This window comes from Flavobacterium maritimum (assembly GCF_040049085.1).
Classification (GTDB): Bacteria; Bacteroidota; Bacteroidia; order Flavobacteriales; family Flavobacteriaceae; genus Flavobacterium; species Flavobacterium maritimum.
This window is the reverse complement of sequence record NZ_JBDLZY010000003.1, coordinates 356,035-376,010: the sequence shown is the minus strand read 5'-3', so window position 1 is coordinate 376,010 and position 19,976 is coordinate 356,035. Positions and strand designations below refer to the sequence as shown.

At 35.8% G+C, this 19,976-nt stretch carries 13 protein-coding genes; 6 read left to right on the top strand and 7 right to left on the bottom strand.

Annotated features, from left to right (window positions below):
* Positions 1 to 21 precede the first annotated feature (21 nt).
* Positions 22 to 1,158 carry an efflux RND transporter periplasmic adaptor subunit gene (locus ABEB23_RS08910; RefSeq protein WP_348812220.1) on the bottom strand — a complete coding sequence of 379 codons (1,137 nt, stop codon included), beginning with the start codon at positions 1,156 to 1,158 and terminating at the stop codon, positions 22 to 24.
* 622 nt (positions 1,159 to 1,780) lie between these two features.
* On the opposite strand from ABEB23_RS08910, the gene ABEB23_RS08905 reads away from it, so the two are divergent.
* The 6 genes from ABEB23_RS08905 (at position 1,781) to ABEB23_RS08880 (ending at position 9,542) form a co-directional block, all read left to right on the top strand.
* Positions 1,781 to 2,320 carry a hypothetical protein gene (locus ABEB23_RS08905; protein ID WP_348812219.1) on the top strand — a complete coding sequence of 180 codons (540 nt, stop codon included), beginning with the start codon at positions 1,781 to 1,783 and terminating at the stop codon, positions 2,318 to 2,320.
* A gap of 390 nt (positions 2,321 to 2,710) precedes the next feature.
* Positions 2,711 to 3,913 carry a hypothetical protein gene (locus ABEB23_RS08900; RefSeq protein WP_348812218.1) on the top strand — a complete coding sequence of 401 codons (1,203 nt, stop codon included), beginning with the start codon at positions 2,711 to 2,713 and terminating at the stop codon, positions 3,911 to 3,913.
* 214 nt (positions 3,914 to 4,127) lie between these two features.
* Complete coding sequence (locus ABEB23_RS08895) at positions 4,128 to 6,347, top strand: FG-GAP-like repeat-containing protein (protein WP_348812217.1); 2,220 nt, start codon at positions 4,128 to 4,130, stop codon at positions 6,345 to 6,347.
* Between the two features lie 72 nt (positions 6,348 to 6,419).
* Complete coding sequence (locus ABEB23_RS08890; protein WP_348812216.1) at positions 6,420 to 7,328, top strand: hypothetical protein; 909 nt, start codon at positions 6,420 to 6,422, stop codon at positions 7,326 to 7,328.
* 5 nt (positions 7,329 to 7,333) lie between these two features.
* Complete coding sequence (locus tag ABEB23_RS08885) at positions 7,334 to 8,887, top strand: phosphatase PAP2 family protein (RefSeq protein WP_348812214.1); 1,554 nt, start codon at positions 7,334 to 7,336, stop codon at positions 8,885 to 8,887.
* Between the two features lie 178 nt (positions 8,888 to 9,065).
* Positions 9,066 to 9,542: a DoxX family membrane protein gene (locus ABEB23_RS08880; RefSeq protein WP_348812213.1), complete on the top strand. Its 477-nt coding sequence runs from the start codon at positions 9,066 to 9,068 to the stop codon at positions 9,540 to 9,542.
* A gap of 100 nt (positions 9,543 to 9,642) precedes the next feature.
* Here the strand turns inward: ABEB23_RS08880 and ABEB23_RS08875 are convergent, their stop codons facing one another.
* From ABEB23_RS08875 to bamH, 6 genes are all read right to left on the bottom strand, one after another.
* Positions 9,643 to 9,924 (bottom strand): F0F1 ATP synthase subunit delta/epsilon, encoded by a 282-nt coding sequence (locus ABEB23_RS08875; protein ID WP_348812212.1) that lies wholly within the window; start codon positions 9,922 to 9,924, stop codon positions 9,643 to 9,645.
* Positions 9,925 to 9,995: 71 nt separating this feature from the next.
* Positions 9,996 to 11,507: a F0F1 ATP synthase subunit beta gene (gene atpD / locus ABEB23_RS08870; protein ID WP_348812210.1), complete on the bottom strand. Its 1,512-nt coding sequence runs from the start codon at positions 11,505 to 11,507 to the stop codon at positions 9,996 to 9,998.
* A 257-nt stretch (positions 11,508 to 11,764) separates the two neighbouring features.
* On the bottom strand, positions 11,765 to 13,231 hold the full coding sequence (locus tag ABEB23_RS08865; RefSeq protein WP_348812209.1) for a G-D-S-L family lipolytic protein: 1,467 nt from the start codon (positions 13,229 to 13,231) through the stop codon (positions 11,765 to 11,767).
* Positions 13,232 to 13,319: 88 nt separating this feature from the next.
* Complete coding sequence (locus ABEB23_RS08860; protein WP_348812208.1) at positions 13,320 to 16,154, bottom strand: TonB-dependent receptor; 2,835 nt, start codon at positions 16,152 to 16,154, stop codon at positions 13,320 to 13,322.
* A gap of 297 nt (positions 16,155 to 16,451) precedes the next feature.
* Complete coding sequence (glmS, locus tag ABEB23_RS08855; protein WP_348812207.1) at positions 16,452 to 18,299, bottom strand: glutamine--fructose-6-phosphate transaminase (isomerizing); 1,848 nt, start codon at positions 18,297 to 18,299, stop codon at positions 16,452 to 16,454.
* A 7-nt stretch (positions 18,300 to 18,306) separates the two neighbouring features.
* Complete coding sequence (bamH, locus tag ABEB23_RS08850) at positions 18,307 to 19,962, bottom strand: BamH family beta-barrel-assembly machinery protein (protein ID WP_348812206.1); 1,656 nt, start codon at positions 19,960 to 19,962, stop codon at positions 18,307 to 18,309.
* Positions 19,963 to 19,976 lie beyond the last annotated feature (14 nt).

Below are 19,976 nucleotides of genomic sequence, written 5' to 3'. Positions count from 1 at the left end.
AAATTATTTAGTTAGCGCAGATTAATTTTCTACTTTACCAGGATTCCACTCTTTAATTTTTGGTACAATAACGCTTCCGCTTTTCAACAAAGAAGTCCCTCCCATCGCAATTTTATCATTTGCAGTCAATCCATCAGTAACTATATAAGAGTCTTTGAATGCCGGACCAATTTGGATCATTTTTATTTCTACTTTATTGCTGTTATCTAAAACATAAACTTGGTAAACTCCCTGCATTTCAATGACTGAGCGCTGTGGAATAACTAATGCATTTTTACGAATATCTGTAACCACACTAATCTTCACAAATTGACCTGGCCGAATTAATCGGTCAGGGTTAGCAAACGCAGCTTCAAAAGTTACCGCACCTGTAGTTGGATCTATTTGTCTGTCCGCAAAACTGATTGTACCCGTTTCCGGATAAATCGAACCATCGGATAATAGTAATGAAACTGACTTCCCTGCTCCTTTAAGGTTTGAATCTTTTTTTGTAATTTCTTTAAAAATTCGAAGATATTCCTGTTCACTCATCGTAAACCGAACTCTTACATCACCTAAATCTGAAATCGTATTTAAAACCGAAGCAGCTCCCGGTCGAACATAATCACCTTGCCTAACTTTTGATATCCCAATCAATCCAGAAATTGGAGCAACAATTCTGCAATACCCCAATTCAATTCTTGCATTTTCCAAATTTGCTTTGGAAGCTTTTATGGAGGCTATGGAGGCATCATAAGCAGCTTTTGCGGCTATCAATTCTCTTTGACTGACAGCGTTCATTTTGGCCAACGGCACCATCATATCATAATCTGATTTTGTTTTGGCTAATCTGGCTTCTACTTCCGCTAATGAACCTTCCGCCTCATTTACTTTGGCTTGAAATGGCAAAGGGTCAATTGTGTACAATAACTGTCCTTTAGTCACTACACTTCCTTCTTTAAAATTGAGGCTTTCAATCACACCATCAACTCTAGGATTAATCTGTATATCCGATTGCCCAAAGGTTTGCCCAGTATATTCCGATTCCAGTCTTACATCCTGCTGCAGCACCTTTACAACCGAAATCTCGAGGGGCTTAGCCTCTGAAGCTACTTCCTTTTTGCACGACGGCATCAAAAAAATCAATAGTATTGCCAGTAAAAAGTTCGTTTTTTTCATTTTCAAATTTTATTAAGATGTATCAATATTGAACTAATTTGTTATAACTTAAGCCAGATTACTATTTAAAAAGAAATCAATAAAATTTACAACCAATATACTTGTACTATTTGGGGTGTTTTTAACTCCTGTTTTTTGAGAAGTATAAAAATTAAAATACAAGCAAGACAAAAAGAATTTTATTTTCCTGAAGAACTCATAAAAATAAAGTGTTAAAATTTGCATAGTAAATTTAAGACATTTTTTTATAAATCAAACAATTACACACTATTTCTTCTTCGAATATTCCTAATTTTTTATTTATTACATTACAAACAACCCTGCAACTTATAATATCACCATCTTTTTATACATTTTAAGACAAATATCATACATTCTTAGAAAAGCCATAAAAAACAGCCCTATAGACAAATCGCAGAATGCATTAATTGTAATTAAAAAGCCATCACAATATCAATATTTTCTTAATTGAACAAAATGGATTTATTTTAATACAAATAATTAACACAAAAGTTCCGAAAACCTTTTCGATTTAATATGTTAATTAAATTATGTTAAAAAAAACTTAAAATTAAATACAAAAGCCGTCACGCTATCAAATAGTTTTCTATTTTCGACAACTATGAAACGAATTGCATCACTTTTCTTACTGGTTACATTGTTCTACAATGTGCTTGGATATTATCTGATGTTTGCACAACAACAAGAGCAAGCGTGGGTGGCGTCTATGGAAAAAAATGACACTTCAAAATTTAAGGTCATTCATCTTAATGCCTCTTTATATTCTTTTATTGAAGATACAGACTTTGAATATGTAAATGAAAATGTAACCGTCAATAATAAAACCTATCATGTTTTTAAGAAAAGAATTCAAAACAACATTTTAAGCCTGTATTATCTTCCTAATTCACATCAAGACGAAGTTGGTAAAAAACTAAATGACATTGTTGACAACCAATTATTCAACAATGGTACTTCTAAAGATACCCCTGTAAAAAAATTATTAAAGTCCTTTATAAAAGATTACGTAGCCAATGATGCTACTATTGTATATTTTTCTCCAAAAAAATTGATTGAAACCATTGCCTATAATACTACTACAAAAGAGGCAATACATGCGGGATACCATTCTCTGGGCTATTCCCCGCCTGATTTCGTTTAACCCTATTTTCTATTACCAAAAATCTGGATTCTTTGTCATAAGACAAAACGGATCTTTATGAATTAGTTTTCCTCTTCAAACTGCTTTTTCTATCTAACTAACACTGAAAAAAGCCAGCTAAGCTAAACTATTTCTTTTCAAAATCTATTAGAAACTACTTTTTGGTGCTTTAGACAAAATATCTTAACCAATTAAAGGTGATTTGAAATCTGTATTTTCAAATTCCAATTAGCAACCATTTTCAATTTATTCTTTTGGGAACACCAACAAGAATACCTTTTCACAATTGGACTATACTGAAATTTAGTCCTTTTGACAATCAACTTTCTTTCTACCAGAGATTTATTGATCTTTTTACAATAAAAAAACCAAACCAACTACTAAAAACCAATGAAACAACTATCCTTTTTATCTACATTTATTATAGCATTCAGTATTTCACTAACACTTTTTACAGAAAAAACAAATGCACAAGGCTGTGTTGCTATTCGTCAAATGGGAGGCCAAAACATAAATGCTTCCAATTCATACAATCTGAACGAAGGCGAATTTCAAGTAGGAACTAATTATCGCTATTTCCACTCCTGGAGACATTTTGTAGGTAAAGAAGAACAACTGGAACGCCAAACAACAGGAGGTGGTCATGACGAAAATGGCAAAGAACTTGGAAATGCGGTAAACATCTATTCTCACAATATCGACTTAAATATTTCCTATGGTTTAACCAATAGAATCTCTATAAACGCCACATTACCCTATGTAAACAATGAACGCTCACAAGTACTACGACAAAAAACACCCGTAGTTGACACATTACGCTACAGTGTTTATGCACAAGGAATAGCTGACGCCAGGTTAAGTGTTAACTATTGGTTTATAGATCCAATGAAAGTTAAAAAAGGCAACATCATGCTTGGCTTAGGATTAAAATTAAATAACGGCAGCCATGACAAAACGGATGATGCCCCACAAGCGGATGGAACCACGAAAAACGTTGTTATGGATCAAGCCATTCAACCGGGTGATGGAGGTGTTGGTTATACCGTCGAAATTCAAGCATTCCAACAGTTGACAGGACGCCTTTATGGCTTCGCCAACGGGTATTATCTTTTCAACCCTACAGAATCTAACGGAACTTTCAAGTCTGCACCAAAACCGGGTCTTGAAGGATACGAAATCTACGCATGCCCAGATCAATATTTTGGTCGTGCCGGATTATTTGCTGCCGTAGATAAAAATGAAAACTTTACCGTTTCGTTGGCAGGAAGATTCGAAGGTATCCCTGCTTATGATGCTTTTGGTGGCCAGGTGGCTTATCGTCGTCCGGGTTATGTAATCGCAGTAGAATATGGCTTTGCCTATCGTTTAGGCAATCATGGATTTAGTTTGTTAATACCTTATAATGTCGTAAAAAATCGTATTCAAAGTGCAGCCGATATTGCCAGTCAAGATTTACAAAATTCAGTAATTACAGACCCGAGTCAATACGTTCATGTTCAAGGAGACGCAGCTTTTGCCGATTACTCCATTAACCTTGGCTATTCTTACAGATTTGATTTATCTAAAAAAATAAAAGTAACGATGCCAGAATAATTCCATTCACTTAAACAATAGTACAAGTTTATACCTCTTAATCAGATAGATACAATAATACTTTACAGAATCAAAAATAATTAACCCAGAATACTAATTTCCAATACGTTTCTAAAACTGACACAACGAACACTATAAAATTTACTATAACTAAAAAGCGAGCCGTTTTGCGAATAATTTACTAAACAGAAAAATGAAACTTAAATTTAAGAAAATGAACATCAAACACACAATCACATTCTTTTTACTTTCGTTTTTACTTTACTCTTGTGAGTTTTTCACAAATCCTAATGATAAAATGACTGAAATCTTAACAGAAAAACACAAGCAGTTTAGTGTCAAAGAGAATCCTTTTTGTCCAGAAGCTGAATTAGTGTTTTTTGATTCCTTATCAACTGCGCCAGCTGAAACGACCAACAGATTTACAGCAACTCTTTATAAAGGAAATAGTCTTTTAAAACTAGGAAGAGAAGAAGAAGCCGTTTCGACATTTGAATCGATCATTCAAAGAATCGGACTATCAAATAGTAATAGTCCTGAAGTTTTGCGCAGCACCGCAATTTCCTATATGCGTTTAGGAGAAAGACAAAATTGTATTGTAAACCACTCAACCGAATCCTGCATCATGCCTATCAGAAATTCAGGAATACACATAAAACAAGCTGGTTCAAAAAAGGCAATTGAAATCTATGAGCTTCTTTTAAAGAATAACCCAATGGATTATGAATCCAGATGGCTTCTAAATATTGCCTATATGACATTAGGTCAATATCCATCAAAAGTTCCTTCTAAATGGCTTATTCCAAACTTGGACAAAGACAATTCTATTTACACCATCAAAGCTTTCACAGATGTTGCACCTAATTTAGGTGTCAACAATAGAAATATGGCCGGTGGTATTATTGCAGATGATTTTAACAATGACAACTATTTAGACCTTATAACTTCCGATTGGAGTTTGAACGGAGCTATGCATTACTATCAAAATGATAAAAAAGGAGGATTTACAGATTATTCTAAAAAGTCCGAACTAGCCAGATTCAAAGGAGGATTAAACATGATCCAGGCCGACTATGACAATGATGGCGATATTGATATTTTTGTCTTAAGAGGTGCGTGGATGGGGAAATTTGGCAAACAACCCAACTCTTTACTACGAAATAATGGCGACAATACCTTTACTGATGTTACTATAAAAAGCGGTCTATTTTCTGAAAACCCGACACAAACTGGCGTTTGGAAAGATTTTAATAATGACGGATGGTTAGATTTATTTATTGGCAATGAAAGCAGACCGGAGTTTCAAGAAATTTATCCTTGTGAATTATATATAAGTAATGGGGATGGCACTTTTAAAGAAGTTGCCGTTACAGCAAAATGTGCCATTGTAGATTTTGTGAAAGGAGTTACAGCCTGTGACTACAATAATGACGGTCTGGAAGATTTGTATGTATCCGGTAATAGAAAAATAAAGACCTTACTTAAAAACACGGGGTTAAAAAATGGCATTCCCCAATTTGAAGATGTAACCCAAAAAGCCGGTCTGGCAGACATAAAAGTGGGAACATTTCCAACTTGGTTCTGGGATTACGATAATGATGGATGGCAAGATATTTTTGTATGCGGCTATCAATTTGATTTAACTATTGCTCATACTGCTGCAACAGAAGCGCTAAATATCCCTAACAAAGCCAGTAAGATGTATTTATACCGTAATAACCATGACGGCACTTTTACCAATGTTTCGAAAAAAGCAGGTTTAAATAAATCAGTCTTTGCAATGGGTTCCAACTTTGGAGACATCGACAATGATGGTTACTTAGACATGTATTTAGGCACCGGAAATCCAGATTACAAGTCACTGGTACCTAACCGCCTTTTCAGAAACATGGGTGATGGTAAATTTGCTGATGTTACCGTTTCCGGAAGAGTTGGTAACCTACAAAAAGGTCATGGTGTTGCCATCAACGACATCGACAATGATGGCGATGCTGATATTTTCATAGAAGTGGGTGGCGCCTATATTGGTGATTCCTTCAACAACTCCTTTTATCTTAACCCTGGTCAGAACACTAACCGCTGGATAAGTTTACAATTGGAAGGCACTGACACAAACCGTTCTGCAATCGGAACACGTATCAAAATTAGCTTTAAAGAAAACGGAATAAAAAGGGTGGTTCACAGAGAAGTAAACTCAGGCGGCAGCTTTGGAGCATCTGCATTGAGAAGAGAAATAGGTATTGGTCAAGCTAACATAATAGACGAGATAGTAATTACATGGTCCAAAACCCGCAAAACACAAGTCTTTAAAAACATAAAACCGAACCAATTTATAAAGATAAAAGAAGGAAATAAAACCATTACCAAAGTAAATATCAAGAAAACGATCTTTCCTTCCGATCCTTCGAAAACATCAATATGCAAAATCATTTAGTAAAACACTAAATCAAATTATAAACCAACCAACTTTAAATACCAATTATTAACTATTAACTTTTTAAATAAAATGAAAAAAATTTATCTGAGTTGCCTCTTTTTAATTCCCTTTTTTATCAATGCACAAACCGAGATTGACGCTATTATGATGAGTAAAAATAATTTTTGCTTTGGAGCCGTTTATCAATATAGTGGCTGGGATGAATACTGGGAAGGCGATTTTAAAAGAGAAAACTTAAATTTAGGTACTGTAACAACTAAATCTCTTGGAATCATGGGGAACTATGGTATATCAGACAAATTGAATGTTCTTTTCAACCTGCCTTATGTAAAAACCAATGCCTCCGCGGGAACGATGGAAGGACAAGAAGGAATTCAAGACTTGTCACTTACCATTAAATACATGCCTTTAGAAAAAACAATAGGAAAATCTACTTACTCTCTATATGCTTTAGCTGGTTTCTCTACTCCCTTATCCAATTATACGGCCGATTATTTACCATTAAGCATTGGTTTGGAAAGCAAGACCGCATCTCTACGATTAATGGGAGACTACCAACGTGGTCATTTCTTCACGACTTTTTCCGGGGCATATGTAAAAAGATCAAACATTTTTATTGACCGCGACTCGTATTACACTACCGAAATGCATTATACCAATGAAGTAGATATGCCAGACGCGATCTCTGTCAATGCCAGAATAGGATACCGATCTGACCGACTGATTGCAGAATTCATTATTGATAATTGGGTAACACAAGAAGGAGGGTTTGACATTACATCAAACAACATGCCTTTCCCAAGCAATACAATGAATGCCTTAAAATATGGACTTGGCGCTAAATATACATTCAAAAAGATCCCTGAATTATCCCTTGTCGGCGGATATAACTATGTAGCAGAAGGAAGAAATGTTGGGCAATCGAACAGTTTCTTTGGGGGTGCATTTTATGTGATAAATTTTAATAAAAACAAGTAAACGAGATGAAAAATAAAATACAAAAAACAGTATTTACGAGCCTAATAGCTTTGTTTATTGCTTGTACTTATTCTTGCAACGATGACATTACAGAAAGAAACGAAGAATTTCATGCCTTAAATCCAAGCAACACCGATGAACAAGCAGGAACCTGGAAAACCTTTTTATTAACTGCGCCTGATGAGTTTCCTTTAGACGCTCCAACTCCGGCAAATACACCGGCATATACAAGGGAAATCAACGAAATAAAAAGCTATCAAGCCAATATAACAGAAGACCAAAAGAGAATTATAAAATATTGGAGCGCAGGAGGCGTTTTACGCTGGAATGAAATTATGCGAACTTTAGTAGCAAAACACAATCGTCCTCCTTACCAAAATGAAGACGGCACCTATCCTGCCCCTTCGGGTCTTAATCCTTTTGCCAATCCGCAATTTCCGTTTTCAAATCCACCCTATGCTTCAAGAGCATATGCCTACGTAAGCGCTGCACAATCTGATGCAATGATTGCGGCCTGGCATTATAAAAAATTATACAACAGAGCAGCCCCGTTTACGGTGGATCCAACTTTGCAGGTTTTAATCCCAAAAAGCACAATGCCTTCTTATCCGTCAGAAGACGGAGTATTGTCAGGAGTTACTGTTGAATTATTGAAATTATTATTCCCAACTGAAATCGCATACATTCAGGAAAAAGCAGAAGAAGAAAAATTATATCGCATCATTAGCGGAGCCAATGTCCGCAGTGATGTCGAAGCCGGAATCATTTTAGGTAGAAAAATTGCATCCAAGTTCATCGCCCGTGCCGCTACAGACGGCGCTGGTGCAGCAATTGGCACACCTGAAATTTGGGCACAATTAGAGACTCAAACAGCCGCAAAAGGAGAAACACCTTGGAAATCTCTTGAAGTTCCTGCAAGACCCCCAATGTTACCTCTATTTGGAAAAGTAAAATCATTCCTGATGACACCAGAAATGGTTCTCGCCAATCGTCCTTCCCCTCCATCCACAAAATCAGAAGCGTTCAAAAAAGAACTGGCCGAAATAAAAAGCTACAGTGAAAATACCTCCAGAAAAAACATGCAAATTGTCACTTTTTGGGCTGATGGTGTTGGAACATCTACACCACCAGGGCATTGGAATGCTATCGCTGCAGAATCATTTATAGATAAAAATTATAGCGAAGTACGATGGGCAAGAAATATGGCTTTACTAAACATCGCCATGATGGATGCCGCAATAAGCTGTTGGGATGCCAAATATGCACACTTTAACCCAAGACCATGTCAAGTAGACCCTTCCATAAAAACAATGACAGGAACCCCTAATTTTCCTTCTTTTGTGTCTGGTCATTCTACTTTCAGTGGTGCAGCCTGTGTCGTTCTATCACACATGATTCCTGAAAAAGCTCAAAATTATAAAGCTATGGCAAAAGAAGCATCCGATTCTAGAATGCTTGGCTGTATTCATTATAGAAGTGATTGCGAAAAAGGACTTGAATTAGGCGAAAAAGTAGGCGGATATGCAGTTGCAAGAGCCCTTACTGACGGAGCTGAATAATTATACTATTTAAGTTGATAATTTTATTAATAGTTTATTTCGAATGGTTTGTTTTAAATGATGAATAAAATATCAATTACAAACCTAACAGGCGTTGGAAACCTGTTAGGTTTTTTTATCAAAACATATTACCTCATATTACTATTATTACTATATTCAACCCATAAAAAGAACCACCATGAGACGCACTTTCTACTCACTCTATTTTAAATTCAGTAAAATAACAGAAAAATATAGTGTCAACATCATGCGAATAGCACTTGCGACAGTTTATATATGGTTTGGAGCTTTGAAGATAGTTGGAATAAGTCCCGCCGGTGACCTAGTGGAACAAACGGTCTATTGGTTTAAACCTGAAATATTCATTCCTCTTCTTGGTGTATGTGAGGTAATTATAGGCCTTGGATTACTCATAAAACAATTCATTCCTTATACGATTGTATTATTACTAATGCATATGGCCGTTACCTTCTTTCCTGTTTTTATACTACAGGGAGTATGTTTTGACAATTTTCCTTTCTGCCCCACTTTAGTTGGTCAATATATTATAAAAAACCTTGTATTAATTGCAGGAGCCTTAATAATTGCGGGAAAGTACAATGAAAAATTCTACATTACAATGCATTTAGAAATGGATAAAAACCAACAAGTTTAGAATTTATAACTTAATATAATCTGCAAAATATCAAAAATTTATAAAGCAAAAAAAACGCCTAACATATTTGTTAGGCGTTTTTTATTTATTGGCGATTCAATTAGTCGGCTAAAAGAATCACTTTATTGTCTTTCATTTCAATAGTCCCTGAATCAACTGTTAATGTGTATAGCTGATCATTTACTCTTGTAAATTTGCTAATTGTTTCGCTTGAAATATCAAAACTAGGTGCCGCAATTTTTACAGTTCCTTTTTTAAGCAATGAAACAATTGGCGCGTGGTTATTTAAAATCTGAAACTCTCCATCAACACCCGGAAGTGATATTGAAGTTATTTCTCCTGAAAATAATTTTGCTTCTGGTGATACTATTTCTAATAACATAATTTTTAGTTTACAGTCTCAGTTGACAGTCTCAGTACTGAATACTGAACACCGAACACTGAATACTAATTTTAAGCTTCTGCCAACATTTTTTCTCCAGCTTCAATAGCTTCTTCAATAGTTCCTTTAAGGTTGAAAGCCGCTTCTGGTAAGTGATCTAATTCACCATCAATAATCATATTAAATCCTTTGATGGTATCTTTAATATCAACTAAAACTCCTTTCAAACCTGTAAATTGTTCTGCAACGTGGAAAGGCTGAGATAAGAAACGTTGTACACGACGTGCTCTTGAAACGGCTAATTTATCATCTTCTGATAATTCCTCCATACCAAGAATCGCGATGATATCTTGTAATTGTTTGTATTTCTGTAAAATTTCTTTCACTCGTTGAGCACAGTCGTAATGATCATCACCTAAAATATGTGGGGTCAAAATTCTAGAAGTAGAATCTAACGGGTCAACCGCTGGATAAATACCTAGCTCAGCAATTTTACGAGACAATACTGTTGTAGCATCTAAGTGAGCAAATGTAGTTGCTGGCGCCGGGTCAGTTAAGTCATCCGCAGGAACGTAAACCGCTTGCACAGATGTAATAGAACCTTTGTTTGTAGAAGTAATACGCTCTTGCATAGCTCCCATTTCAGTTGCCAATGTTGGTTGGTAACCTACCGCAGATGGCATACGACCTAAAAGTGCCGAAACCTCAGAACCTGCTTGTGTAAAACGGAAGATATTATCAACGAAGAATAATACATCTTTACCTTGATCAGAACCTGCTCCATCACGGAAATACTCAGCGATAGATAATCCAGAAAGTGCTACACGAGCACGAGCTCCTGGTGGCTCATTCATTTGACCAAAAACGAAAGTCGCTTTAGACTCTCTCATTCCTGGCATATCAACTTTAGATAAGTCCCATCCTCCATTTTCCATAGAGTGCATGAATTCCTCACCATATTTTATAATTCCTGACTCTAACATCTCACGAAGCAAGTCATTTCCTTCACGTGTTCTTTCACCAACTCCTGCGAATACAGAAAGTCCACCGTGACCTTTTGCGATATTGTTAATCAATTCCTGAATCAATACTGTTTTACCAACACCTGCACCACCGAACAATCCAATTTTCCCTCCTTTTGCATAAGGCTCAATCAAATCGATTACTTTAATACCTGTAAATAAAACTTCAGAAGAAGTTGATAAATCTTCAAATTTTGGTGCAGCTCTGTGAATCGACATACCATTTTCACCAGTTTTAGGCAAATTCCCTAAACCATCAATTGCATCACCAATTACATTGAACAAACGACCATAAACATCAGCACCGATTGGCATTTGGATTGGATTCCCCGTTCCAACTACTTCATAACCTCTACTCAAACCATCTGTTGAGTCCATCGAAATGGTACGAACGGTATTTTCACCAATGTGAGATTGTACTTCAAGAACCAATAAAGTTCCATCTTTTCTTGTGATTTCTAATGAATCATAAATTTTTGGAAGTTCAACATCTTTACCGTTGAAAACAACGTCAACTACTGGGCCAATGATTTGGGCAACTTTTCCTATTACTTTAGACATTACTTATGTATTTATTAAATAGCTATTTAGGTTTATGAAATGCAGCCAACCGAAACATATCGATTAAATGCTTTTTTCAGAGTGCAAAGATAATTTTTAAAATATAAAATCAATAATTTTTTTTATAAAAAATTCAGGATAATTTTATTATCAGATATACAATGGATTTTTAACTTAGAATCAGATACTATTTGCCCTAAATTAAAAAACCACCGCGCCTAAAAACGGGTGGTCTTTTACAAAAATATCCGATACTTTTATGGCAAAATTGCCGGATACAATATGGAATACAATCCTACGTCAACCTTCTTTAAAGTAGAGCTGTACTTTGTGTTAATAGCTGTACTAAAAGCATTCGCAATCAAGGCATACCCCCTTGGACTAGGATGCACCCCGTCAAGAGAAAAGGCACCTCCTGTTACATAGGTAGCGGTTAGCGTAAAGCTATTACTCACTATACCTGCAGTTGACAACTGAGTCATCATAGTTTTTGTATCTACAAAAGCCAAACCTTTAGCTTCCACTACTGCTTTTATAGTGACATTATATGCATCCGTTGCTGTTTTCACTTCAGCTATCTCTTCTTTTGACAAAACCCACTTATCCGCTAACGGAACTGAAACCCCATTTACTTTGGTTGGATCTCCACCTATAGCAGTTCCAATAAAATTCATAGAAGGCAGCACCATCAAGTCTTCGGGTGTAGCGTGTCTGTAGGAAGGAATCCCATAGGCTGTTAAATTCGTCAAATAACTATCTTCAATCACGACCGCATTACTTCCGGCGCTAAAACCTATCGTTCTTTTTGCTGCTTCAGCAACAGAAATCAAACCTTTTGATGCTGCAAACTGTAAACCGCCATTATAAGCCGCATAGCCCGCATTCAATTGAGTAGCTACTACAGCAGTAAGCGGAACAGGATTATAAGGCACTGTTGTAAAATAAGGCAAAGTACTAACATATGGTAAATTTGCCACCACACCTTTAGCTCCATTAGCCGTCAAATTTGTCACTATACTTGAATAAACACTAGCAAAAACATTGGGATCAGTAATATCATTAGACCCATAAGTCGCAGGATTTAAATTTCCTGTTTGATTTACACCAACTCCTCCAGAAGTTGCATACCCTAAAACATCATTTCCTCCAATCCATAAAGAGAAGAAAGTCGGAGTCTGCATCAAAGCATCCGCTAAAACTGTAGTTCCAGATGAGCTAGCAAATCGAGCAAAATATGGATTCGCAGCACCCGTAGCAACACCGGCAACATTACCATACCCAGGAGCCACCAAATGATAACTTTTAGCTCCAGGAACTCCTAAATCATTAAAAGGTCCTGCCAAAACAGAAGACACCTCAGTAGTTGGCATTCCATTAACTGTAGCCGGTCTTAACCCATTAAAATACAATCGAGATGCCGCAATGATTTTTCCACCCAAAAGCAATCCACCGATATTGTCAGACATAAACGGGATCTTAAATTCACCTCCTCCAGCTTCAGCAAACTGTTGAGAAAGTATATTTACATAAGAACCTTCCTGACCTTTTTTGAAAAGAGCACCATCACTATACCCCGCAGCAAATGAATCTCCCAACGCAACATATTTTGCAAAATTTGCCGAACCAGATGACACAGGCTCTTCAACAACTGTATTTTCATCATTACTATCACATGCTACAAAACTTAGAGAAACAAGTAGCAGCCATTTGAAATTTTTTATCATAATAGTCTATTTTTTATATTATATCTCTTTTCAAACCTCATGAAAAACAAGGATCAAAGAAAGCAATTTTGTTTTTACATCACATTAATTAAGGATTGATTGTCCAGGAAGCAAAATACTGTTGTCCAATTGCCCCAGCACCCAACACTTGTGTATATTCTTTTCCTCCAATATTTGAGGCCCCAAGTTTTAAGGTTGATTTAAGCTTTGGTATATTATAATTAATTTGAGCATCAATTACTGTTGCCGAATCAATCATACCATCCGCCATTGTAGATTGCCACAAATACTCACTATTCCATCTGCCACTTACATTAAATCCAAAATTGTTAAATAGTCTTTCGTTACCAAACGACGCCTTAACCCTATGTTTAGGCGTGTTAAAACCAGGCTCAAAACTAGGATCCTTTTCTTGATCGAAATTAAATTCGGCATAATTATAATTAGCCCCTACTTCAAAATTTCTAAATACTTTTTTAGAAAGACCAATACCAAAACCAAGAGATTCAATCTGCACATCAGTATTGGTATACAACTGAAACGCTCTATAGTTACTTGTCTGAAGCGCATGTACAGATTGCACACCAGGATCAGTAGGCCCAGCCAGAAGATTTGGAGCATCTTGCGTGGCACCATAGAGAGGCGCTACAACATTTAAATTCCCAATGAAATCATTGTAAATATTATAATACCCATTAAGATCAATTGATATATCCTCTATAAAAGAACGATACCCCAACTCAAACGCCTTAACCTGCTCTGGTTTTACATATTCAATATTAGTTTTTCGCAATAAGGCCGCACCACCAACAGGATCACTGGAAGCAAGCGCTGCAAATGCACCCACTGAAGATGCAGTATATGAATTATTATAGGCATTTAGACCATTAATAACAACTGTAGTCCCTCCAGCAAAAGCCTGCCCAGCCGCGGTAGAAACTGGTAACGTTTCACTATATCTTGTCAAATTATCAGGAGCCGAACCAAGTAATATTGCACTACCTACATTAAATCCGATATACTGATCTTGCGTTGAAGGGTTTCTGAAACCGGTTTGAAACGACCCTCTAAAATTATGCTTCTTAGATTCTCCTGCCGAGTACACCAAGGACAACCTTGGAGAAAAATTACCATCAAAATTTTGTGCCTTATCATATCGAAGAGAACCTGTAAACTTCAAACGATCTTCTAAAAACCTTTCTGTTAATTGTGCATAAACCCCGTATTCATCGTATTTAATTGGCCCATTTGCATCCGTATAAATCCTCCCATGAGAATTCAACTCATAGAGTCTAAAAGATCCTCCTACTTGAACTTCAGCAAACTTTATAATATCTTTAAAATTATAATTAGCATCTGAATGATAGATTCTTGAATTATCAACCAATTTAGAACCAGTAAGAACGCTTGGATCTGAAATCACCTGATTAAATGCAGATTTAAATTCGGAAGACCCAGGAAGAAACCTGCCTGTATCCGCTGTAGTCCTAGCCGCTATATGTGCATTTTCAGGAGTCATCCCTGCTAATGTTGACTGAATATATGCCCCAGCATATTGACCAAACCAGGTTTTATCATCTTTCCATTTTCGATTTATGTTAATACCGGTAAAAAGCATATCATACGAATCCCCACCATCCTCTGTCGTAGTATAACCTCTTACAAAAAAGTTTTTGCCCTTGAACTCCAATTTATGTTGCTCCATGTAGAAATTATTCAGATAATATCTATTAGCCCCTTGATAAACGGCATTTCCAAAACCAAATTTACTTTGCCAAATAACTTCTAAATTTTCATTTCCGAAAGGCCTGTAGTGAAATGAGAAATCGATCTTAGTATTACTTGCTTTATTATCGGTCAAATCAACCTCATTATAACCGGTTCTGCTAACATTATAATTTGGCAATAAATTTACAGCTGAAGCAGGTATTAAACCTAAAGAAGCCAACGATTGTCCAACACCTTTTATATTTGTAGAAACCTCGTCACCGTAAACATTTATCCCATCATAATTTACATTACTTCTATCTATCCCTGGATTTACTTTATCATCGTAATTAGTTGCATACCAATCTGTGCCTCGCATGTAAGTAAAATTCGCTTTAGCTGCAAATTTTGGACTAAAAGCATGCGCCATTCTTATTCCATAATCAACAAAATCATTTGAACCTGCAGCCTCTTGACTTGTTTGTCCAAACTTCGCATAAGCAGTAATTCCCTGATTTGTAAACGGGCTTTTACTATTCATAAACAATATACCATTGAACGCATTTGCTCCGTATAATGCAGATGACGCACCAGGCAGTAACTCCACACTTTGAACGTCAATCTCAGAAATACCAATCATGTTTCCTAATACAAAATTCAGTAAAGGAGAAGAATTATCCATTCCGTCCACAAGCTGCATGAAACGAGTATTAGCAACTGTAGCAAAACCACGGGTATTAATAGATTTGAAAGACAAACTACTTGTATTCATCTGAACCTCTTTCAAGTTTTCTAAACCGTCATAAAAAGTTGGAGATGCTGTTTTCTTAATATCAGCTATTCCCATTCTTTCAATTGTAACCGGCGACTCTAATACACGTTCCGGTGTTCTTGAGGCAGACACAACAATTTCATCTAATTTTGTTTCTTCGTCTGACAACTTTATATTCAATTTTTGATTATACGAAGAAACCGTAACTTTTTTTGATCCAAAACCTAAAGCCGTTACTTCTATTACATAAGGCAATTTTTTTGATGAATTTAAATTAAATTTTCCGTCGTTGTCTGTAATTGTGCCAAAGTTATCTCCGACAATATGGATATTGGCAGCCGGAATAGGTTGATTGTTACTGTCTGAAACAGAACCTGAAATTGAATTCTGAGCAAAAGATATGCTGCAAAAAAACAATGACAAAAAAAGTAAATACATTCTCATTGGTCTATAGTTTTTTGGTTTATGTCGCCAAAGTACAAATATTTTTTTGCTATCAATAAAAAACAATGAAAATAATTTAATATTTATCATGTTTATTGCCACATTTTTACATAATCCTCAATGTTCTTTTTAAATTATATTCAATAATTATCACTTTAGATTAAAAAAATAGTATGCATACATATAAAATTTAGAAAAAAATTGAATATTTCTTAAAAAAACAGTTATTAAAAAAAATATTAGGCAATAAAAAAAGCGAGACATAAATCTCGCTTTTTTGTATTTGTTTAAAATTATCTATTCTACCGTAACAGACTTAGCCAAATTGCGGGGTTGATCCACATTGCAACCTCTCATAACAGCAATATGATACGACAAAAGTTGTAATGGTATAGTAGTAATTAATGGTGACAGGGCATCTGAAGTTTCCGGTATCTCAATAACATAATCTGCTAATTCACGTACTTGAGTATCCCCTTTAGTAACAACAGCCACAATTCTTCCGCTTCTCGATTTAATTTCCTGTATATTACTTACAATTTTATCGTAATGCCCTTGCTTCGGCGCAATAACAATAACAGGCATTTGCTCATCAATAAGTGCAATCGGACCATGCTTCATTTCGGCAGCCGGGTAACCTTCTGCATGTATGTATGATATTTCTTTAAGCTTAAGAGCTCCTTCAAGCGCAACAGGAAAATTATAACCTCTTCCTAAATACAAACAGTTTGGCGCATCTTTAAAAACTGATGCAATTTCTTTAGCTCTTTCATTAGTCTCTAACGCCTCTTTAACTTTTTCAGGAATTATTTCTAATTCTTGCAAATACATATGGAAATCAGAATTAGACAGCGTTCCTTTAGCTTTTGCAATACGTAAAGCAATCATTGTCAATACTGTGATCTGAGTAGTAAATGCTTTTGTTGATGCCACTCCAATTTCTGGTCCGGCATGAGTATAAGCTCCCGCATGCGTCTCCCTTGAAATAGAGGATCCAACAACATTACAAACCCCAAACACAAAAGCACCATGCTCTTTGGCTAACTTTATGGCAGCCATAGTATCCGCCGTTTCACCTGACTGAGAAATAGCTATTACAACATCTTTACTGCTTATTATTGGATTTCTATATCTAAATTCAGAAGCATATTCAACTTCCACAGGGACTCTAGCAAATTCTTCAAATATATATTCCGCAACCAAACCTGCATGCCAAGAAGTACCACATGCCACAATAATTATTCTGTCAGCATTAAGGAATCTCTCTAAATTATCCTCAACACCCGCCATTTGAATCAGCCCTTCATTAGCATGAAGCCTTCCTCGGTACGTATCTCTAATAACATTAGGCTGTTCATAAATCTCTTTTAACATAAAGTGATCATATCCTCCCTTTTCGATCTGCTCCAAATTCATTTGAAGCTCTTGAATATAAGGATCAACTTTAGAATCATCTTTAATTTTTCTTACCTTCATAGGTTTATGCAACCTTATATTTGCCATTTCACCATCCTCCAAATAAACAGCATTAGAGGTATACTCGATAAAAGGAGATGCATCGGAAGCAACAAAGTACTCACCTTCACCTATACCGATTGCCAATGGACTTCCCAAACGGGCTGCTACTATTTCATTAGGGCTTTTTTTATCAAAAACCGCAATTGCATAAGCACCAACTACCTGGTTTAAGGCCACCTGAATTGCCTTCCCTATCTTTAATTTTTCTTTTATCTGTATCTCTTCAATAAGATTTACCAAAACCTCAGAATCAGTGTCAGAATAAAAAACATATCCTCTTTTGATCAGCTCTTCCTTCAAAGGTGCATAATTCTCAATAATTCCATTATGAATAATCGCCAAATCTCCCGAATTGGAAAGATGAGGATGAGAATTCACATCATTAGGAACACCGTGGGTAGCCCAACGCGTATGCCCTATACCTATTGTACCATTTGTTGTGATTTCCTTGGCCGCTTTCGCCTCTAAATCAGAAACTTTCCCTTTGGTCTTACTAAGTTTCAAATCTTGACCATCATACAACATGACACCGGCACTATCATACCCTCTATATTCAAGTCTTTTTAGACCTTTAATAATTATAGGATAAGCTTCTCTATAACCAATATATCCAACAATTCCACACATAGTTTAGTTAATTAGGTTTTGTATAATAAATTTCAAGTTTCAATCTTTTATCCGCAGGAACTGTGGATTTTGTTCCGTAAAGTACCGTTCCCAATGGATTCATCACTGATGCTTTTGGCGCATACGAGCTAAAAGAGTTAGGTGATTTTAATTTAGAAGAAGTTATAGTATTAATATCTTCCGTAACCACTAAACCAAACTTAACATTAGTTGAGTCAGCATTATTTATCAGATTTCTAATTTGATTTGTAATTCTGATTTTATAGGTAAGTCCTCTGCCACCAGTTTTATCCTCTTTATTGATAATCCCATCAAATACATATTTTGATTTCTTTGCATCAGCACTTTTTGATAGATCATTATAGTAATCCACTACTGGACGATCGTTATTCAAATCATATAAATAAATACGATTAGGCTCATAACTATTAGCCATTGTAGTAGGATCGATATGAAAAACAAGATTAGCTTCATTGATTAATAATTTCTTCCCATCTGCAGGATACCTTAAATTATCTAATTCATCGGAAACTCCATTAGGACCTGTTAATTTCCCATCCTTATCATATCCTATCAAATCTGTTTTATCAAAAAGTTCAACAATTGACATAGCCCCTTCGCCCCCTCTAAGATACAGCTTATCATCACCTTCCGTTGTATTAATATTTGCCGGATTTGTAGCATTTGCATAATTAACCTTCGCATCCGTTTGTCCTTGCAAACTTACAGTATTCCCAGACAAATTGAGAACAATCGACTTTTCTTCCTTTACAGTCTCTTCATCAGTAGTTATAGCCGTTTTTGCTTTGTACTTAATGGTGATTTTACCCCCTTTAAAATTCAACATCGCCAAACTACCTGCACTACCATCAGCATTTTCAACTTTAAAATACAAACCTCTAAAATATTCTTTGAACACATCATTTGTAGCTAACTTCCCTGCTGGGGCATTAATGATTTTATTCTTGAAAAATTCAGAATTTAATTTTAAACGCATAGCCGGAACTGATCGGGTGGTTACATCCTTACCATCAGCATCCTTAGTTACTTCAACTATTTCTTTAGGATCAAAAAAGAATCCATCATTCTGTTCCTTATCAGTACTAACAAAATCATTTAAACGATTTCCGATTTTAGCACTCTCGAAATCGGTGTTTTGATCAGTGAAATATTTCTGCGGTTGTTGAAATCCCCCAACTGGATCCAAATCCCTCATATAATAACCGGATTCATAAACGCTTAATTTAATTTTTGCTTTACTGGCACCGTATATAGAATCCAACTCATACACATGACTACCATCTGTATTCGTAGTTTTCAAAGTACTGTAGTAAGGAATAGACAAATACACACTATCTATAACCGGCTCATCACCTATAGTAGGATTAGCACTAGCTAAAATCACTTGCGTTCCAAAATTAGCAGTTGTTTTTCCAAAAGCAGGATCATCATATATCCCCAAAGGATTTACTGGCAAATTATCGGATTGAACCGGACCTATTTTTTGATTATAAGCAACTACGTCTGAAGTATATTCAAGGAGATCAAAATGGTTATCACCAATCAAGCCATCTCCCACGGCATTAAATTCTTTATCACAGGAGTATAAAAAAGTAACCCCTGCCACTAATAGCATTTTCTTAAAAAAAGAAGAATTGTACATGTTTTTTTATAAAA

What these genes read in the sequence shown, in the direction of transcription:
- atpD (WP_348812210.1), bottom strand. Translation starts at nt 11,507, where the DNA reads ATGTCTAAAGTAATAGGAAAAGTTGCCCAAATCATTGGCCCAGTAGTT.
- ABEB23_RS08885 (WP_348812214.1), top strand. Translation starts at nt 7,334, where the DNA reads ATGAAAAATAAAATACAAAAAACAGTATTTACGAGCCTAATAGCTTTG.
- ABEB23_RS08890 (WP_348812216.1), top strand. Translation starts at nt 6,420, where the DNA reads ATGAAAAAAATTTATCTGAGTTGCCTCTTTTTAATTCCCTTTTTTATC.
- ABEB23_RS08860 (WP_348812208.1), bottom strand. Translation starts at nt 16,154, where the DNA reads ATGAGAATGTATTTACTTTTTTTGTCATTGTTTTTTTGCAGCATATCT.
- ABEB23_RS08880 (WP_348812213.1), top strand. Translation starts at nt 9,066, where the DNA reads ATGAGACGCACTTTCTACTCACTCTATTTTAAATTCAGTAAAATAACA.
- bamH (WP_348812206.1), bottom strand. Translation starts at nt 19,962, where the DNA reads ATGTACAATTCTTCTTTTTTTAAGAAAATGCTATTAGTGGCAGGGGTT.
- ABEB23_RS08905 (WP_348812219.1), top strand. Translation starts at nt 1,781, where the DNA reads ATGAAACGAATTGCATCACTTTTCTTACTGGTTACATTGTTCTACAAT.
- ABEB23_RS08900 (WP_348812218.1), top strand. Translation starts at nt 2,711, where the DNA reads ATGAAACAACTATCCTTTTTATCTACATTTATTATAGCATTCAGTATT.
- ABEB23_RS08865 (WP_348812209.1), bottom strand. Translation starts at nt 13,231, where the DNA reads ATGATAAAAAATTTCAAATGGCTGCTACTTGTTTCTCTAAGTTTTGTA.
- ABEB23_RS08895 (WP_348812217.1), top strand. Translation starts at nt 4,128, where the DNA reads ATGAACATCAAACACACAATCACATTCTTTTTACTTTCGTTTTTACTT.
- glmS (WP_348812207.1), bottom strand. Translation starts at nt 18,299, where the DNA reads ATGTGTGGAATTGTTGGATATATTGGTTATAGAGAAGCTTATCCTATA.
- ABEB23_RS08875 (WP_348812212.1), bottom strand. Translation starts at nt 9,924, where the DNA reads ATGTTATTAGAAATAGTATCACCAGAAGCAAAATTATTTTCAGGAGAA.
- ABEB23_RS08910 (WP_348812220.1), bottom strand. Translation starts at nt 1,158, where the DNA reads ATGAAAAAAACGAACTTTTTACTGGCAATACTATTGATTTTTTTGATG.